General features: G+C 34.5%; 14 protein-coding genes and 1 tRNA gene. 2 read left to right on the top strand and 13 right to left on the bottom strand.

The genetic code is table 11. The annotated features are described in order from the left end of the window. Positions 1-297: 297 nt before the first annotated feature. The gene (locus tag EG358_RS17855) at positions 298-3,525 is read right to left on the bottom strand and encodes a hypothetical protein (RefSeq protein WP_076560948.1); all 3,228 of its coding nucleotides are present in this window, start codon (positions 3,523-3,525) and stop codon (positions 298-300) included. 186 nt (positions 3,526-3,711) lie between these two features. Here EG358_RS17855 and EG358_RS17850 point away from each other — a divergent pair, with 186 nt between their 5' ends. Both EG358_RS17850 and EG358_RS17845 read left to right on the top strand, forming a co-directional pair. After that, positions 3,712-4,644, top strand: a complete 933-nt coding sequence (locus EG358_RS17850; RefSeq protein ID WP_076560950.1) for a T9SS type A sorting domain-containing protein — start codon at positions 3,712-3,714, stop codon at positions 4,642-4,644. Between the two features lie 163 nt (positions 4,645-4,807). After that, positions 4,808-5,671 carry a lamin tail domain-containing protein gene (locus EG358_RS17845; protein ID WP_076560953.1) on the top strand — a complete coding sequence of 288 codons (864 nt, stop codon included), beginning with the start codon at positions 4,808-4,810 and terminating at the stop codon, positions 5,669-5,671. A gap of 52 nt (positions 5,672-5,723) precedes the next feature. On the opposite strand, the gene EG358_RS17840 is transcribed toward EG358_RS17845, so the two are convergent. The 12 genes from EG358_RS17840 to folB all read right to left on the bottom strand — a co-directional run bounded on the left by EG358_RS17840 (position 5,724) and on the right by folB (position 18,180). After that, positions 5,724-8,543: a gluzincin family metallopeptidase gene (locus EG358_RS17840; RefSeq protein ID WP_076560955.1), complete on the bottom strand. Its 2,820-nt coding sequence runs from the start codon at positions 8,541-8,543 to the stop codon at positions 5,724-5,726. Positions 8,544-8,692: 149 nt separating this feature from the next. Next, positions 8,693-10,051, bottom strand: coding sequence for an orotidine-5'-phosphate decarboxylase (gene pyrF, locus EG358_RS17835; RefSeq protein ID WP_076560958.1), 1,359 nt, complete (start codon positions 10,049-10,051; stop codon positions 8,693-8,695). 297 nt (positions 10,052-10,348) lie between these two features. After that, positions 10,349-10,690, bottom strand: coding sequence for a DUF1232 domain-containing protein (locus EG358_RS17830; protein ID WP_076560960.1), 342 nt, complete (start codon positions 10,688-10,690; stop codon positions 10,349-10,351). Positions 10,691-10,771: 81 nt separating this feature from the next. Next, the gene (locus tag EG358_RS17825) at positions 10,772-11,311 is read right to left on the bottom strand and encodes a TlpA family protein disulfide reductase (RefSeq protein ID WP_076560961.1); all 540 of its coding nucleotides are present in this window, start codon (positions 11,309-11,311) and stop codon (positions 10,772-10,774) included. A 10-nt stretch (positions 11,312-11,321) separates the two neighbouring features. After that, positions 11,322-11,885, bottom strand: coding sequence for a thioredoxin family protein (locus EG358_RS17820; protein WP_076560962.1), 564 nt, complete (start codon positions 11,883-11,885; stop codon positions 11,322-11,324). Between the two features lie 17 nt (positions 11,886-11,902). Further along, positions 11,903-12,973: a chorismate synthase gene (gene aroC, locus EG358_RS17815; RefSeq protein ID WP_076560963.1), complete on the bottom strand. Its 1,071-nt coding sequence runs from the start codon at positions 12,971-12,973 to the stop codon at positions 11,903-11,905. A 51-nt stretch (positions 12,974-13,024) separates the two neighbouring features. Further along, on the bottom strand, positions 13,025-14,614 hold the full coding sequence (locus EG358_RS17810) for an LIC_10190 family membrane protein (protein WP_228421368.1): 1,590 nt from the start codon (positions 14,612-14,614) through the stop codon (positions 13,025-13,027). Positions 14,615-14,712: 98 nt separating this feature from the next. Next, a complete protein-coding gene (locus tag EG358_RS17805; protein ID WP_076560965.1) occupies positions 14,713-15,246 on the bottom strand; it encodes a glycine zipper domain-containing protein in 534 nt (177 codons plus the stop codon). Between the two features lie 511 nt (positions 15,247-15,757). Beyond that, positions 15,758-15,828, bottom strand: a tRNA-Cys gene (locus EG358_RS17800). Positions 15,829-15,877: 49 nt separating this feature from the next. Then, entirely contained in the window at positions 15,878-16,387 is a 510-nt protein-coding gene (locus EG358_RS17795; RefSeq protein WP_076560966.1) for an RDD family protein, read from the bottom strand. A 17-nt stretch (positions 16,388-16,404) separates the two neighbouring features. Then, complete coding sequence (locus tag EG358_RS17790) at positions 16,405-17,766, bottom strand: DUF4403 family protein (protein ID WP_076560967.1); 1,362 nt, start codon at positions 17,764-17,766, stop codon at positions 16,405-16,407. Positions 17,767-17,796: 30 nt separating this feature from the next. Further along, entirely contained in the window at positions 17,797-18,180 is a 384-nt protein-coding gene (gene folB / locus EG358_RS17785) for a dihydroneopterin aldolase (protein WP_076560968.1), read from the bottom strand. Between the last annotated feature and the right edge of the window lie 20 nt (positions 18,181-18,200).

Here is an 18,200-nt window from a genome sequence, read left to right as displayed (position 1 = left end):
AATTTTCTTCGCAAAGCTTGAGCAAAAGCTTATAAAATCAACTTGTTGATTCTTCTTTGTTTATTTTATTATAAAAGAGTAAAATTCACCATGCGTTAAAATATATACTTGACTAAAAGTTAGTGTTTACGATTAGTGCTTAACCCAAAATCAGGTTAAATAAGATTTTACAGATTACAAAGATTTTGTTGGTCTTAATCTTTTGAAAACTAGCCCAGATCGCAACGGCATCCTTTTTTGTAGTGAGGGAATTAGCTTAGGTCAAAAAAAGATAGAGTGAAGAGCTGGAAATAGCTCCTAGAAACTGGCCTTGACCTGCATGCTTCCGATGTGTATGGTTCTTTCACCTGAATTTCTTCCTTCATAATTTAAATTCAGCTGCAAGAAAGAATTGATTGCCTGCTGAACGAAAACGCTCCACACTTGGTTTTTTCCGGGTTTTAAACCATCAAGCATTTGGTTTCCTACAATGCTGAAGCTGTTTCCCGTAAAGTCGTTATTGATAAATGAGAAGTTTCCACGGATAGACGTTTTCTTGCGCTCCCACTGGATCGTTCCGGTGATGTCGAATGCTTTCAGTAATTCTTCACCGTCTTTTCTCTGTTTTTCACGGTACGCTGACGAAAATTCTGCCTGTATAGCATCTGTGAATTTATAGGTGGCTTTTGGCTTTGTCTCAAAATTATTCAGCCTGTAATCTCTTGTTGCAAATAGCTGCGATGAATTTTGTAAATCATGAACGGAGTTTTCCCAATCGATTCTGAATTCTTTATTAAACCAATATCCGATATTCACAAAATGGGAAGTCTGATTTCGCTCCTCATTACTGAAATTGGCATTGATGAGGTTGTCGTTTTGTATAAATCGGTAATTTCCGTTCCAGCCAGATTTTTCGGTAGGATTGAACTGTGCAGACATCAGAATATTTTGGTTTTTTAAGATCTGATTTTCGCCTTTTTCAAAAGGGTTTAATACTAAAACTTTATCCTTTTTGTAGAATGAATTCTGAGAATTTAATGATATGTTAAAATTCCAGCGTTTTAAAAATTTATTTTCCGAACTGAAAACGACCGACGGATTGACGAACAATGCCAACTGCAACTTGTTTTTGTTGGAAGGAATATACCGCACCGAATTTGTGTAGATTCTGATATATTGAGCGAGATCAGAGTATTCTGCAATCTCAAATTCGTCGAGCTGTTGCACTCCGTCACCGTTGTAATCGGTCCATTTATAAATTCCCTGCCCGTCTGTTACTTTGATGTACTGAAACTCTCTTTGCGCTTCCTGTCCGTTTCCTAATTCGTAGAATGCCTGAAGTCGCATCCCGTTTTTGAAAAGCTGCTGATTGTACAAAATATTACCTACAACAAAATCTTTGTTTTGATCTACATCTACAATATCATCTTTATAGAAGAATTTTCTGTAATGAATCAAAGCGTTTAAGGTCGTTTTTTCGGTTTTAATAAGTTGGCTTTCTGCCATGAAACCTAAAATCCTGTTTGTGTTTTGAAGTCTGTTGTCACGCACCGAGTCATTTTCTCTTACGTACATCTTCGCTAAAAGTTTCGTTCTTGTGCTGTCGCCGATTTTTTTCTGAACGAAAAGTTCTCTCCAGCTAAAACTTGTGACATCCATCAATTGAGTGTCGTTGTATTTTTTTTCGTTGTGTTCCATACTTCCGCCAACTGCCCAGCTTCCTTTTTTACCGGTGTATTCGGTTCCTGCGCCTCCACGGATGAATTTTGTGTCTTGCAGAATAGCATTGGTGTTAAGATAAGACAAGTTACCTTTTGTGTTGAACTTTCCTTTTAGCCAGTTGAAATCGAGATCGTTTTTGGTTCCTTTATAAGAATCTTGTTCGTCGAGATAGTTGATGCGGTAATTTAAGGTCGATTTATTGTTCCATTTATTTAAAAAGCTAAAGATGAAACGGTTTTGCGTCAATCCATTAAACTCCTGCGCTAAGTTGAAGTCACGAGAAAATTCTACATCATTGATACGGTCTAAAATATGAAACTGCTTATCGATATATTGATACTCAAAGCTTGGAGTACCTTTCCAATTGTTTTTGGTAAATGTTTTATTCCCGAAAATCCTTGCAGCATATCCCAAATTCTGATCAGAATCTTTTGATGAAAACAAATTGATGTCGTAATTACTCATCGAGATATCAGCACCTATTTTACCATCTTTCAGCAAGTATTCAGAGTTAAAAGTATACACCTGAGCTTTCTGCGGCGAAGGAAGTTTTCTTACGGCACGGTAATCTCCTAAATTCGGGCCTACATATTCAAAAACCCGTCCGTTATTGGTGGTTTGGGTTAATTTGTAATCTCCCAGATTGGCTCCGAAATAAGTAAATGAAACCTGATATAAAGTCTGCGCTGCATCGGTTGAAAACTGATAATAATTTCCATTGGGATTTTGAACAAGGCTGTAAAGAATTTTGTTGACGTCATATTCTGCAACAACCCCTGAAGGCGCATACATTAAATTGGTGTCGTTTCCGGCATCTGCTAAAATCTGTTCGTCTTCTTTCGATAGATTTAAAGCCAATGGAGCATTTTTATTATCATTCTCCATAAACCAGTTTAAACCTAATTTTAATTTTTCTCTTTGGTGCTCAACTTTTCCGGTAAATAAATAGCGGGAATAATTTCTGTTGGCATAATTAAAAGAAATTGTAATAAAATTCTGCTGGAAAATTGGTCTGAAACTGGTAAAAGTAACTTCTCCGGTATTGTAATTAATGATATAATCCTGGTTTTCGCCACGTTTCATCAAAATACCATCAATGAAAACCTGCTCGGAACCTGAAATTAGTGTGATAAACTGTTCACCGTTTTTCCCGGTTAAACGATAAGGCCCCTGGTTTCCTTCAATACCCTGAAAACGAATTCTGTGAAACTCACTTCGTGCCACACCTGCCGAAATATCAACGAAAGTTTTATTATCGGTTCCAAATTGTGTCTGAAACTGAAGACCCATGCTTCGCCGTTGATATTTGGCGAAATAATTTTTGGAATCTACTAAATCTAAATGTCCGGCTCTAAGAATAGATTTATCCTTAATATTAAGCTGCATATAAATTTTGTCGAATTCTTCTAATGTTTGCGTGTATCCATCCGCCTGAATCGGTAAATTATGATCAGAAATACTCGCCAAAACTGTTACATCTTTTGAAAGCCTGCCGGAGATCTGAAGATCCATCGAACTTTGCACCGATTGTCCCTGATTGTTACCGAAAGTGATCCCGCGGATAATAGAACCTTTTGAGTTTAATTCTCCTAAAAATCTTTTAGAATCATTTTTGGCAAGTACCGCTTCGTCTACAATAATTCTGTTGCTGGTTTTCACAAAATCCATTGTGTCTTTTGCGAAAATATCCTGTCCGAATTTAAAAGCCAGAATACTGTCTTTTTTTTTAGCTAAAATACTGTCATTGTTAGACGAAATAGAGTCTTTCGGAATATTGGGATTTTTCCATGTAAATATTTGGGCATTATTCAGTGATAAGCCCATGAAAAAAAGAACGAATATCAGAATAGAATTCCGCAAGTCTCTTAAAAATAAGTGGTAAAAATAACTAAAAAATATGAACAGTTTTGTTTTTAGAATTATTAACAGAAAATTAATCTAAATATTATCTCAAATGCAAAAAACAGGGTAATTTTGCAATGTAAATTATTAATAATTAAAAATTACGTTATGAAAAAAATTTATTTTTTAGCTATTGCACTAGCTTCTACATTGTCTTTTGCACAAATTAGCCTTACAACAGTTGGAACAGCTGTTACACAAAATTTTGATGGGATGGGAACGACTTTACCAACGGGATGGAGTGCTTACAGAGCATCAGGATCTGGTACGGTTGGTCAAGCATTATCGCCAGTTGTAGATAATGGTAGTGCTAATTCAGGTGCTGTATATAGTGTTGGAGCTGCATCGGCTGCAGACAGGGCTTTGGGAAGTATATCTTCAGGTTCTACAGTTCCTGCATTTGGAGCACAATTAACAAATAATACAGGTTCTGCAATTACTGCAATTAATGTTTCTTTTACTGAAGAGCAATGGAGAAGTGGAAGTAATGCGACTGTTAATGAAATTGTAGTGTTTTCTTATAGTACCAATGCAACAAGTATTGATGATGCAGCTGCAACTTGGACGCCAATGACTGCGGGGAATTTAACTGAGATTTTGACAACTACAACAGCTGCAGCCCCTGTGGATGGAAATGCTGCTGCTAATCAACTAGCGAAGAATTTTAGTATTACAGGGTTGAATGTTGCTAATGGAGGTTCTGTATGGATTAAATGGTCAGATGCTGATGATTTTGGATCAGATTGTTTATTGGCAGTTGATAATTTATCTTTAACACCATTAGCTGGTACTTTAGCTGTAGCAGATTTTAATAAATCTAAAACAAATTTCGTGAAAAACACTTTCGTAAAAAATGACGAGATTACTTTTGGAGCTGATGCAAAAGATGTGAAAATTTATACTTTAACAGGTCAACTGGTAAAAACTGCATCTGTAAAAGCAAACGGAACTTTAAATATTGCTGAATTAGCTGAAGGAAACTTTATCGTTACCGGGACAGTAAATAACCAAGCTGTTTCTCAGAAAATTTTAAAGAACTAATCTGATTTTCTAATCAAAAATAATTATAAACCGCTTCTTGGAGGCGGTTTTTTTGTGCTTGTTTACTTTTTTATATTTATTAAATTTAAAATATGTGGTATATTATTATTAATATGGTATTAATTTTGTATAAATTATTATGAATTAACCAAAATATCACATTATGAAAAAAGTATTTACTTTTATCGGACTTGTTTCGATGACAGCATTTTCTAATGCTCAGATTGTTATTAATGAAATTTATACAGGTGGCGGGCTTTTAGGAGCAGCCATTACAAATGATTTCATAGAATTGAAAAATATTGGTTCTTCTAATGCTTCTCTCAATGGCGCAACTATTCAATATGCATCTTCCAGTGGCGCTTTTACTCAGTACAACACGATACCTAACATTACGTTGACTCCGGGACAGACGTACTTAATTCAGCAAGGCTCTGATGGTTTAGGCGGACTCGTTAATTTACTTAACCCCAACCTTATTGTAACTGTTCTTTTGAATTTTGATGGTTCACCTGGTGTCGGTGTTGGTATTGGTCTTTCACTTACTTCTGGAAAAGTCGCTTTAGCGAGTAATGCAACGCAGGTTACGTCACCAACTTCTACCAATGTGTTAGACTTTGTAGGCTACGGTTCGGCAAATCAGTTTGAAGGTGCGGGGTCAGCTCCGTCGCCAACCATTTTAAATTCGATTTCCAGAACGATTGGGGATACCAATAATAACAATGTAGATTTTACGGCGACTTTACCTACGCCACAATCAACATCGGGAACTTTAGCGGTAAATGATATCAATAATCTCTCTAAAAAAGCAGGGTTTATCAAAAATTCACTGGTTAAAAATGATGAAATTATTTTCGATGCAGAAGTGAAAAACCTAAAAGTATATACATTATCTGGTCAGTTGGTAAAAACAGCTTCTGTAAAAGATGGAGCTTCTTTAAATGTTGCTGAATTACAAAAAGGTAATTATATTGTAACAGGATTGGTGAATAATCAACCGGTTTCTCAGAAGATTTTGAAAGATTAATTATAGATTAAATTTATATTAAGGAGTTGTCGTCAGACAACTCTTTTTTATTTTAATACCAGCCTCTCCTCGCTGCATTAATGATCGTACTCAGATTCAGAACCAAAGTATATCGTATTCTTTTTCCATAGTCTTTAAAGCCGGGCTCAAAACCTAAAGAAGACTGCACCGGAAGGTAGATTTCAAGAAAATCAGGGATTAAACGGACTTTCAAACCGCTGTCCCAGATAAACTGTGTTGGGTTATTTTTGTTTTTATATACACCGGCATCTGCATATACATGGAAAATTTTCCAAACGCTGGAGTCTACATTGAAAGAAGTAATCCATTGATTAACGGTTCCCGGAATGAAAGATTTAAAACCACCATCAGCTAAAATAAACTGTTGGGATAAAATTCCACTTGATGCACTTTGTCCTAAAAGATTGTATGAAAAAGAATAATCTGAAACCCTTGAAATTCCATAATTAAACGTATTGTTCCGGGTTTCGTTTCTGACAAAATATCCGGCAAAAAGCCTTAAGCTAAGCTTCTGTCTTGGTGCAAATTCCCATCTGTAAAAACCTTCCGCAGTAATTTTGTTGTAATCTTCCATTCCCTGAGTACTCAGACTGAAGCTTTTCTCGTGAATCATCTGATTATCGGTGTAGCCATACCCAACTGTCCAAAGATTATACTTGTCGTAATCACGGTTGGCAATCATTTTAGCGTTAAGATCACGTTCAAAATAAGTGTAAGAAATTCCTAAACCACGGCTTACCGTACTTCTCGGATTTTTTCGGAAATTAATATTCGAGTACAGTGAATTTTTCTGATAAGCCAGATCATAATCGTAATGGAAATAGGATCCCGAAACCCCAAAAGTCAATCTCTGAATCACACTTTCTGCAGGCAGAAAAGAGTAGGAAACTGATCCCGAGCCTGTCATTTTTCCTGTTCCTGTACTGAATGACGGAGTTAATGAATACAGAAATTTCTGATCAAAAAGTGATTGGTTTTTAAAATTCACACCGATCAAAAATTTATCGTAAGTATTGGTGAAACGTATTCTTGGATTCAGGTATATTTCATTAAACTCAGGATTCGGAATATCTTTTATGAGTTTAAATTTAACTTTTTTTGCATTCGAAAATAATCCTTTTGTATAAAGAAAGTTATCTCTGTAATTCGCTTCCGGAAATATATAATCGTTATTTAAAGTGATTTTATAAATATCTTGTGACGGAAGACTTACCGTTTTCAGTTTTTCATTCTCTTCGGTTTCTATCCAGTAAGAAGTTCTGTCGCCGCTTCTGGTTTGGGTTTCCAGCTTTACAGGGATCGCTTCATCTGTATTTTTTGCAATTTTAATATCAAGCAAATCATTATTTACTCTGAAATTCTTCAGTTTAAAATTGACTCTGTTTTTCTGCTTTAAAAATCCTTTCAGATATGACGTTGAAGGTTCTTCTTTTGCAAGTTGATCTAAAAAATCTTCCGGGTAAGCTTGTTTATCCGTATTTTCAGCGATGTAGTTTTTTAATAAGCTGTTAAATTTTTCTTCACCCATTTTATCGGCAGAATAACTGAAAAGACTTCCCGTTTCAAAACTGCTAATCGCCATGTCGTTAAAGTTACTCAAGACAGAAAAAGGCTCATCGATTTTCTGATCGAGATTCTGAGACATGATATATTGGTAAGCCAAACCGTAACGATCTAATAATTTTACCCTTGAAGCATGGAATAATTTTAAAGGTTTAATTCCTAACAAACTGGTCTCAGGAAGATTTCCAAGGAGTTTTGCGTCTCCATAGAATTTTTTGAGATACTGAATTTCAAGATATGATTTTAAACCATTTTTGAACCAATGATTTTCTTGTTTATCGGTTATGATGCTTTCATCAAGAATTTTCTTTGAGATGATTCCAAAGTAGTCCAAATCGATATTTTCAGCATCCGAAAATAATTTAAACCTAAATTTCCAGAATTTAATATCATTATTTCCGAAAAAATCTTCTTTTGCTCTGAATTTCTCCGAAATAAAAAGCTGTTCAGGTACAAAACCGATTTTATCTTTAATGAATCTCAATTGCAACGGAAGGTAAAACTCAAGATTCTGAATGTCCTGTTTGCTGATATTGTATCCAAATTTTATTTCGGTCTTAATATCATCTGTATTTACTTTTATCGTTGGAAAATTATTCTTTGAAATAATAAATTCGGGATCCGAATCTAAATATCCTTTAAACGAATTAGGCTGTATCTGCTGAAGATTACTTTGGATAAAAGAATTTGTAGGAGTATCAAAATCAACCGACCAATACGTGTTGAAGTTTACAGATTCTTCAATATCGTGATAATCTCTTCCGGAAATATTCTCCGGATCAAAATGATCGGGAACAATAAAGAAATATTTTAGTGCAATATCCTGCTCGGAAGTGCCGTAACCGGTAAATTTTTTGTCAGGAAGCTGCAGTTTATATTGCAGTTGAAACTTAATGCTTTTTCCTGTTGGTAACGCTTCATTTAAATTAAGAAATAAATTTTCTTCGGAAGTATTGGAGACTACAACAGGTTGGTTTTCTGTAGTTTTAATGTTGAGTTCTAAAACTTTTCCTAGCTCTTTCTGTTTTGCAAAATGAAGACTGTTGTTGCGGTCTTCCAGTTTTCTGTACACTAGAGAAGTTCCTCTTTTGTTGTATGCAGCGATCCAGTTGAGAAGTTTAATGTTGTTCAGAGCTTTATCAGAATGATTATGATAGACAATATCCTGATTGATTTCAAGCGTTTTTCTGTCCTTCGATAATTTTGCATGAATGTAAATACTATCCTTTTGTGCAGAAACCTGTACAACTCCCCAAATCAAAAAAAGGCCAATGCTAAACTTTTTCAATATCTCAATAAAGCTTCAAATATAACGTATTTTAGATACAATTCTTATGATTTTTAGTTAACATTTATTAAAAATAAGAAGTATTCTATGTGCTCCATAAAATAAAATTTGCTCCCAAGTACATGAGAGCAAATAGTGATTTATTTATTTTATAATGAAGCTAAATAGGCGTTCCAACCTTCGTTTTTATATGTAAGAGCAGCTTCTGCGGGATCTTCAGATTTGTAAATTCCTCTTCCTACGATGATAAAATCGGTGTGAAGTGTTTTGAAAACATGATCCGGAGTATTGTACTGCTGACCTTTTCCGTCACCTGAATCTGCTAAATTAACTCCTGGAGTAAATAATAAAATTTCTTCAGGAAGTGCATTTTGAGAAACTCCGCCAATTACGTTGGGATGAGATAAAGCTATTTTTAAAGCCTCTTCTCTGTAGCTGTTTGTCGTTAAAGTACCTTTTGAAGACATTCCGATAATGGCAACAACACCTACATTTTTGAAGCAGTCTAAAGATTCGAAACCTCCAATAACCTGTGAAGTTACAAAATCTGCCCAGTCTGTAATTTTGAAAACTCCGCTTGTGAACTGTAGTTCCTGTGTATTTCCGATGTCGGCAAATTTTCTGTCTTCCATCAGTAAGAAGTTGTGCTTTGTAGCCAATTCTTTCAAAGGAACGATCGTATTTTGATAATCGAAATCTGAAATAATATCGATATGTGTTTTTAAAGCAATAATATTTGGTCCCACTTTTTCAGCCAGTTCCAATAGCTCTTGGGTAGTTGTGACATCAGCCGACGCAATCAGGTTTGATTCTTTGGCTAATGCGGTTTCTAATAACTTTTTTGAAACAGAATGCTGGGCATTTTCAAATTTTTCCTGGTAAGAAAGTCTTTTCTTTTCTTCAAACTGAATATGATTTCCCTGCAAAAAATCCTGAATTCTTTTTACTTCGTCATCGCTCAATTCACCGTTTTCCTGAAGAATAGTACAAACTTCAGAAATATTAAATAAAGTATGAACTCTGAAACCTTTGCTTTCCAAAAGCTGTTTTCCGCCTTGCTCTCTGTCTAAAACCACAACGATGTCGGCTACTTTAAGATCTTCCTGTTCTACTTCAGCAATGGTCTCGATCAAAGATTTCCCGGAAGTGATGACATCTTCTACCAACAGGCAGTTTTGCCCTTTCTGGTAAATTCCTTCGATCATTTTTTTTGTTCCGTACTCTTTTGCTTCTTTTCTTTTTATAATTAATGGGATGTAGCTTTCCAGTGACATTGCAGTTGCCATAGGAAGTGCTGCGTAAGGAACTCCGCAAATCAGATCAAAATTATCTAAAGGAAGCATTTCCAGTAAATAATTGGCTAGGTTTTTTAAAATTTTAGGATCTGATGCCAAAGGTCTTAGGTCTACATAAAACGGGCTTTCGATACCGCTTTTTAATGTAAATCTTCCGAATTTGATGATGCCCAGTTTGTAACACTCCAAAAAGAATTCTTTCTTACTTTCCATTAATTTTTTATTAGATAGTGCAAATTTAAGGATTTGATGTTAAAGTCAATTGTGAATTATGAATTTTGCTATAAAAGAGATTTTAAAATTTACCATTAAGAGCATTAACAGTTGAAGAATTGTTAAGAATCAATAAATGATTTAGGGATGTTGCTTAATGATTTACTTTAGTAAAACATAAAAAAGTCTTAATTGAGTTAATTCTTAAAAATTTAATTTCCTTAATGTTTAAAAATCATCTTGATTAAGAAGTGCGTATTAAAAAAACATCCCCGAAAGGATGTTTAGTTAAATTATTTAAACGATTTCTGCATCAATGATTTTCCCACCGTTTGTACTGTACTTTTGTTCGGCTTCCCAAAGTAAAAACTTATCCACTTCCCTGATTAGCTTAGGAATAGCTAAAGATAAAACTGCCAAGTCATCTAAAACTCCTGCTACAATAATAAAATCTGGAATGATATCTATAGGAGAAATTACATAAAGAAGACCAACCAACGGTAAAATAAGATCGATTGCTTTTACCGGATACATCCCTTTTCTCCACATATTCATCATTCTGAAAATATCGGGTATTTTTTTTACGAAGCCTTTGTGGGCAATTGCCTCTTTGGCAAGACTGAGTTTTGAATATTTCATTTTGTGTTTGCTTTTAAAATAATTTTCAACTCTTTGAAATTCGCAAAATTTGTACCAACTTAATCAAAATTTTAGTTAAAGTTATTTAACAATATTATCTATAAACTGATGAATAGATTCTGCATCCCAGTCAGTTGCAGCATCTTCTTTAATCAAAATTCTTCCGCTCTTATCAAGAAGAAAGGTCGTAGGAAAAGCTTTTGGAAGTATCTTTTCAGAGATCGGGCTTTGTGCGATATACACCGGAACAGTGTAATTATTTTCTTTTAGAAATTTTCTTACGGTAGCTTCTTCATCTTTCATTGCGATCAAAACAAAATCTATATTTTCTTTTCTTCTATCGTACAATCTTTGTATTGACGGCCACTCTTTTCTGCACGGAGGACACCATGTTCCCCAAAAATTCAGAAAAACAGGTTTGTTCTTAAAGTTTTTCAGATTGGTACTCGGTACGTTGATGCCCTGCAAGTCGACATCGTAATCTTCATCACTGATGTGTACCGCATTTTCTATCGTAGCAATTGGGAAAAATTGATCTTTTAGAAAATTACGTATTCCGGGAACAAAAAAAATAACGCCTAAAACTACGAGGATAACAACGTAAGTAGTCAGTTTTTTCATAGATATATATTTACAGTAATTCTAAAATTTCCTGAATGGCATCTTTGCCTCTGTTTCTGGAATAATATACCTGAAGATCGTTGTAAAAACTCTCTCTTGGATAGGCTTCAGGATCGGCTTTAAATTTTAATAATAATTCATGCCCGAATTTTGGACGTGGTCCCCAAGAATTTTTCACATTAAAGTTTTCATCTAAAATAATAACTTTCGGAATAGACTCTGTTCCGTTGGTCAAAAACTGATTAATTAAACTTTTATCGCTGTCTCTCAAGAAGATTTTCACTTCATTATGACCCTCAAAAAACTTCGCCAAAGCAGGAACCGTCGCACTGGCATCACCGCACCAGGCTTCAGATATAATTAAAATCTTCCCGTTGAAATTTTTTGATGTAAGCTCATTGATCTGTTCTTCGTCGATGACAAATTTTTTCAGCGTTCTATCCATTCTCTGGATCCCAAGCTCGTAATACATCTTATATTCAGCATCGTGCGGAGTCGCAGGATTTTCAAGTCTTTCGTTGGCATTTTGAAGATATTCTTCAAATGATATGGCTTTGTCCCAGTAATTTTTCATTATTACTAAAATTAAATTTAAAAATGATTAATATTTCGTGTTTTATTGATCAGAAACAGATCAGCTAAAACAAATGCGGCTAAACTTTCCACCACGGGAACCGCTCTCGGCACCACACAAGGATCGTGTCTTCCTTTTCCTTCTACCGTTACTGCATTTCCGTCTTTATTAACGCTATTTTGAGGTCTCAAAATGGTTGCTACAGGTTTGAAAGCAACACGGAAATAGATATCCATTCCGTTGGAAATTCCACCCTGAATTCCACCTGAAAGATTTGATTTAGTAGAAAAATCGGTGTTAAATTCATCATTGTGCTCACTTCCGGTCATTTTCGCACCACAAAATCCGCTTCCATATTCAAAACCTTTGCAGGCATTGATGTTAAGCATTGCTTTTGCCAGTTCGGCCTGAAGTTTAGAAAAAACCGGTTCACCAATTCCCACAGGAACATTTTTGATGACGCAGGTAATCGTACCGCCAATGGTGTTGCCTTCTTTTTTGATCTCTTTAATTTTTGAAATCATTTTTTCGGCAGTTTCGGTATCGGGACAACGTACTTCATTGCTTTCAGTTTTAGAAAAATCTAAATCCTGATAAGGTTTTACACAGAAAATTTCACCTACGGAAGAAACATAAGCGTTAATTTCAATATCTTTTAAAAGTTGTTTTGCTAAAGCTCCGGCAACCACCCAATTGATGGTTTCTCTTGCAGAAGATTTTCCGCCGCCGCGATAATCTCTGATTCCGAATTTCTGATCGTACGTGAAATCTGCATGACTTGGGCGATAAGAAGTCGCAATATGATCATAATCTTTTGATTTCTGATTTTCATTTTCGATCAAAAAGCCAATTGGAGTTCCCGTGGTTTTACCATCGAAAATTCCGGAAAGAAATTGTACGGTATCACTTTCTTTTCGTTGGGTAACGATTGCTGATTGACCGGGTTTTCTGCGATCCAGCTCATATTGAATTTTTTCGAAATCGACTTCCAGACCTGCCGGGAAATTATTGATGATTCCGCCGTAAGCTGCGCCGTGACTCTCGCCAAATGTGGTAAGGCTGAGAAGATTACCTAAAGTATTGAACATACTACAAAATTACCGTTTTTTATTCAGATAATAAAGCCTTTGGCAATTGGTTTACTGATAACTCTTTTTGATGATTTCGATTGTTTTGTCGACTTCCTTTTTTTCTTTAATATTAAGCTTCTTCCAGATAAAACCCTTTTTCAGGTTCTTTTTATCAATGAGTTGTGGGAAAAACATTTCTTTTTGATAATCAATAATATAGCTTTCGGAGATTGCAGGAATAGGAGTGTCAAAACTGAAAGGATATCTTTTTGAAACGTTAAATTTAAGATCACCAATTTTAAAAGAATTGTATTGATTATAGATATAGTAAGAAGGCTTTAAAACCTGTTTTACTTCGAATTGAGTTAAGTTTCTACCCAATCTAAAACTTGGGATGAAGTGCTGAACGATTTTTGGATAGGAAAAAAGACTTACAAAAATTATAGCTAAACCCGAACCAATTAAAAGCGCATATTTCTTATTTAAACTTTCGAAAAAGACTACGAAAAACATAACGAAAAATACATCGATGAAGAAACGGTATTGTGCAGAAAAAAGTAATACCAAAATGCTTTTAATCAATATTGAAATACAAATTAAACTGATGATTTTTTTTCTTTTAATAATAGAAAACACAGTGAATCCTATTAAACTTGTAACGAAAGAAATGTTGATAACTGATTTGATTCCGTCCAGAAAAAGCCAGTTTTTAATATAATCAAGCCATGAGAATTTTAAAATTTCGGCATAAGAATACTGCTCATCAAAAGTTTTTACTTTGGCAAATTGTGATGATGCTTTTAAAAGTTCCGGATTGGGTTTCCAGGAAATTCCTAAATCAAATATCGTAAAAGGAAAAACAGGATACCCAAATGTCCAAATATTTTTTATGATAAATAGAAGAAAAACCAATGATCCGAAGATAAGTTTTTTATACTGAAATTTAGAAATGAAAATAGAATAGAGCAGTACGAAAAGCGGCAACCAGATCACGGTTGGTTTAATTGAGAAAGTAAAAACAGAAAATGCGAATAAAAAAGAAAGGTTTTTGTTTCCGGATAAAATTTCATTTAAAATAATCAGAGAAAATACAATTGCGGGAAGATCCGGGCTTGGCGATTGTGAAAAAACAAGTAAAATGGGAATGAAAATAATTTGAACCCAGCTTTTATTCTCGACAATATACATTCCGTATATAATCAATAAAACGGCATTAAGCTTAAGAAAAGGATCTGCAAAATTACTGAACCCTGCCTGTATAATATGCCAAACCGACATCTGTCCCAGTACCAGATCGAGATTTGAAATACCTTTAACCAAGCCATATTCTGTGAGCCATTTTATTGTAGGAACATAATATCCGAAATGGTCTGCAATAAAAGGATAAAAAGAGCCTGAAAACAAGATCAATATTACTAAAACACCCAAAACGATGGAATCTCTTTTTGAAATTTTAAAACAATTTGTATAAAGTTTGTCTTTAAAAAAGTAAAAAATCCCGATTAGAATTGCAGGCATTTCAACGTATAAATTCAGCGGAACAAAAAATGATAAGACCGTGAAAATTAAGCCGATCGAGAAGATCCCGGTTAAGGTTTTCCCTGAGATTCCGGATAGATTTTTCCCAACTATAATTTCAGCCAGTTTACCCCAGCCCATTAAAGTTGTGATTAGAAAAATTGCGGAGAATAGGATTAATAGCATAAAAAAAGATTGCCTAAAAATAAGCAATCTTTCATGTTTTTGAAAATATTTAATTATTTGGGTTGTACACGACCACTTTTTCTATCTTGTGATCTACCTAAAGTATATCCTGTTGCACCCCCGATAATACCACCAACTACGGCACCACCACCACGGTTTTTCTTATTAACAATTGCTCCCAGAGCAGCACCACTTACTACACCAATTGCGGTACCTTTTGCAGCTTCACTTATCCCTTTTTTCTTAGCTGTTGTAGTTCCTTGTGATGAAGAGTTGCTTGCCTGGCTTCCATTATTAGAAGAAGGCGCATCTCTGTATATTGTTTTGGTTTCTTTGATTACCTGAGGTTTTGCGGCAGCTGCTGTTTTAGCTTTTTCAACTTCAGCTATACTATCGCTTTTCTTTTGTGCCTCGTAGGCAAATCTTTCTCTCTCGATTGCCAACTTTTGCTTTTCGATATCAAGCTGTCTTGCCTGAAACTCCAGTTTCTGCTGTTCTAATGTTTTTTCAGCAACTTTATTATCATCTTTCTTACAGGCGGTCAATGTAAATATTGAGATCACTCCTGCTAAAACTATATTTTTCATAACTCAAATTTTTCTATCTCTTAAACTTTTGAAGTCTAGACAATGATAATTTCAATTATGAAGCCAAGGTTTAGTTAAGGAATGTTAAAATTTTAAAAACGTTAATATATTCGATTGCTGCAGAGATTCAAAATTTACCAGTACTGTTTCATTTTAATGTAAATCTCTAATTGTAGAGAATTTGTTTTTTGTTATTGTCTGTAATACATATATTTATACTACTAAAACTAACCAATGGAAATGTCAGATTGTATTTTACTGTTTCAGAATTTTATATTATTAGGAAGTGCTTTACTAATTATCTTTTTGATTTCTGTTTTTCTAAATCGACAAAGCAGTAATTCGGGATTTTGGTATTACAGCCAAGGATTTCCTCATTACAAAAAGTATTTTTCGAAAAGAAAGGCTTATTGATTTTATTATAAGTGAATTACTGCAAATATTCAATTTGTTTAACCATTTTTACGCATAAAAAATCCCTAAACTATTGTAGATTAGGGATTAAAATAAGAGGTGCCTAGCGGATTCGAACCGCTGTAGATGGTGTTGCAGACCACTGCCTAGCCGCTCGGCCAAAGCACCATTTTTAGGTGGTGCAAATATAGGAAAATAAAAATATTCTCCAAATTTTTTACGCAATTTCTTTTACTCCAATTGCATCAATTTCGTTCTTACTCTGTCTTTCAGCCTCATAATTTCTGATGTTGATTACTCGAGTATCGCTCCAGCTATCATGCCATCCGTTTTCTCCAAAAAAAGATAAGGCATCGAAAGGAACCAATCTAATTATGTTTCGATTAAAATAATCTTTCACAGTAGGTTCTGTTCCATCTGTCATCAGTACTTTTGTGCCGGTCACGAATTTTCCCAGACTTCTTCCTTTGGTAAAATATTCCATAAGAAAAATATAGAAGAAAAATATAACGCTGGTGATGATAATATCTGCAACTCTTCCTAATTCTGCTAGCTGATCAAAGAATTTTGTGAAATAATACATTCCAAAAATTCCATCAAGAATGCCGCCTGCAAGACCTAAAGCGAAAAAAATTAAGTTAAACGCAATTCTGTCAACAAGAATATTTGCGAACCTCATCCCTTTTGTAGCTCTGTGTCTGTCAATAATTTGTAAATATTTTCTCATGATTATATAGTTTTAGTTTAAAATCCTTTTAAGGTAAATCTCAAGTTTGCATTAATATCAATTACAGCTGTAATTCCGGAGTCGTTCAAAAGAATCTGATGGGGTTTCAGATTAAAAACCTTACCGGTCATTCTCAATCCTTTATAATATTCTTTATTGAAAGCTTCTTCGATACTTTTTTTAGATGATGTTTCAAGATCATTTGTCAGAATTCCGTATTCATCTTCTATCATCTTCACAATTTTCCCTTTGAAAAGAGAAGTTGCTAATTTCTGCAGCATATTTGATGTTCTAAGCTTGAATTTGGTGTCGGAAAGTACAATTTTCCTTTTAGCTTCGTCATAAACAGGAATACCTGAAATAAAAGCGGTTCCGTTCACATAACCCTCCGTTTCAGCCTCGATCATAATACGGTTTGCTTCTCCGTAAACATTGATATCTGTAATTTTAACTTTAGAATTTCTGATATCAAATTCTTTATTTAAAAATGTTTTTTTTGCAATACCGGTCGCTTCAGAAAAAGGAATGTTAGCAGTAGTCTGCAGTAAAAATTGATCTGCTAAAAGAGGAATAAAATTAAAATTCATCACCATTTTTACAGGCTGCGAAGCTTCTGGTTTTGTTCCTGTGTAAGTTTCCGAAAAAATATCGATGCCGATATTGGTATTGATTTGATTGCCGTAGAATTTCAGCGGCGTAATATTTACGTTGATCGGCGTAATTTTCAACCAGGTATTATATTCTTCAGAGATATTGAAAGGCTGAGAAAATGCATTCCACGCCAAAACAGCATATTGTTGAAAGTTGAGCTGTTCGGCCATTTGTTTATCAATAATTTTGGAGAAATTCTGCTGTTGCTCTTTCAAACTTTTTTCGACTAAAGACGTAATAGGAATCTTAATTTTTCCAAAATCAAGCACCGGTTTTTTTACCCATTTAAAACCCATTGGTTGTGTCGAAGTGCTTATCGTCCAATTATTTTTAAAGCTTAAGGCCGTTTTAAAATACATTACCGTTTCAAAAGTCGTTTCCTGATACGTATAAACTCCCAAAGTTCCGAGACCTTTTTCTGCCCATATTTTTAGAGGAACTTCAATCAGTATGTTTTGATTGACATCTCCGACTAAGCGTATCGGTCGTGTTTTCCAGACTTTTACTTTAAACTGGTCATTATCGTTATCAGTATAAGAATCATCCTGAAAGATCATGTCTTTTACCGAAGCATTAATAATATTGCTGATTTCCGATAACGGAATGGTTACCGGCATTGTTATGCTCGACTTTATTTTCGGAAAATTATAAATAGGATTGCCGGAAATGTTGCTTTGTCCAAAAATACCGACAGAAAACAAAAGAAATAATATTTTGAATATCTTCATCTCACTGTATTTTTATTTTTAAACCGAAAATTACTCATTTTCTGTAATTCCGCCCAATAAAAAGCTTTTTTCCAGCTCAATACTTGCACCTTTCATTTCGCCCTTCATTGGCGGGCTTGTTTTGGTAATTCTTAATTTGATGTAAGAGATCTGATTAAATTTCTCGTTGATTTTTGTGATAATTCTTGCTGCAACATGTTCCAACAATTTAGATTGAATCTTCATCTCATCATGAATGATATCGTTAATATCAGCATAACTGATTGTGTCATTCAGATCATCAGAAGCTGCAGCATCCCACAAATCTGTGTGAATTTCAGCGTTTAAAATATAATATGTTCCGATACTATTTTCTTCGGGAAGAACGCCGTGATAAGCGTATATTTTTACATCTTCTAAAAAGATTTTGCTCATGTTTTTTTATATTAGACAAA

Origin of the sequence: Chryseobacterium indoltheticum (assembly GCF_003815915.1) — a bacterium.
GTDB classification, from domain to species: Bacteria; Bacteroidota; Bacteroidia; order Flavobacteriales; family Weeksellaceae; genus Chryseobacterium; species Chryseobacterium indoltheticum.
This window is presented reverse-complemented; position numbering and strand designations above follow the sequence as displayed.

What these genes read in the sequence shown, in the direction of transcription:
- EG358_RS17855 (WP_076560948.1), bottom strand. Translation starts at nt 3,525, where the DNA reads ATGGGCTTATCACTGAATAATGCCCAAATATTTACATGGAAAAATCCC.
- EG358_RS17850 (WP_076560950.1), top strand. Translation starts at nt 3,712, where the DNA reads ATGAAAAAAATTTATTTTTTAGCTATTGCACTAGCTTCTACATTGTCT.
- EG358_RS17845 (WP_076560953.1), top strand. Translation starts at nt 4,808, where the DNA reads ATGAAAAAAGTATTTACTTTTATCGGACTTGTTTCGATGACAGCATTT.
- pyrF (WP_076560958.1), bottom strand. Translation starts at nt 10,051, where the DNA reads ATGGAAAGTAAGAAAGAATTCTTTTTGGAGTGTTACAAACTGGGCATC.
- EG358_RS17830 (WP_076560960.1), bottom strand. Translation starts at nt 10,690, where the DNA reads ATGAAATATTCAAAACTCAGTCTTGCCAAAGAGGCAATTGCCCACAAA.
- EG358_RS17825 (WP_076560961.1), bottom strand. Translation starts at nt 11,311, where the DNA reads ATGAAAAAACTGACTACTTACGTTGTTATCCTCGTAGTTTTAGGCGTT.
- EG358_RS17820 (WP_076560962.1), bottom strand. Translation starts at nt 11,885, where the DNA reads ATGAAAAATTACTGGGACAAAGCCATATCATTTGAAGAATATCTTCAA.
- aroC (WP_076560963.1), bottom strand. Translation starts at nt 12,973, where the DNA reads ATGTTCAATACTTTAGGTAATCTTCTCAGCCTTACCACATTTGGCGAG.
- EG358_RS17810 (WP_228421368.1), bottom strand. Translation starts at nt 14,614, where the DNA reads ATGGGCTGGGGTAAACTGGCTGAAATTATAGTTGGGAAAAATCTATCC.
- EG358_RS17805 (WP_076560965.1), bottom strand. Translation starts at nt 15,246, where the DNA reads ATGAAAAATATAGTTTTAGCAGGAGTGATCTCAATATTTACATTGACC.
- EG358_RS17795 (WP_076560966.1), bottom strand. Translation starts at nt 16,387, where the DNA reads ATGAGAAAATATTTACAAATTATTGACAGACACAGAGCTACAAAAGGG.
- EG358_RS17790 (WP_076560967.1), bottom strand. Translation starts at nt 17,766, where the DNA reads ATGAAGATATTCAAAATATTATTTCTTTTGTTTTCTGTCGGTATTTTT.
- folB (WP_076560968.1), bottom strand. Translation starts at nt 18,180, where the DNA reads ATGAGCAAAATCTTTTTAGAAGATGTAAAAATATACGCTTATCACGGC.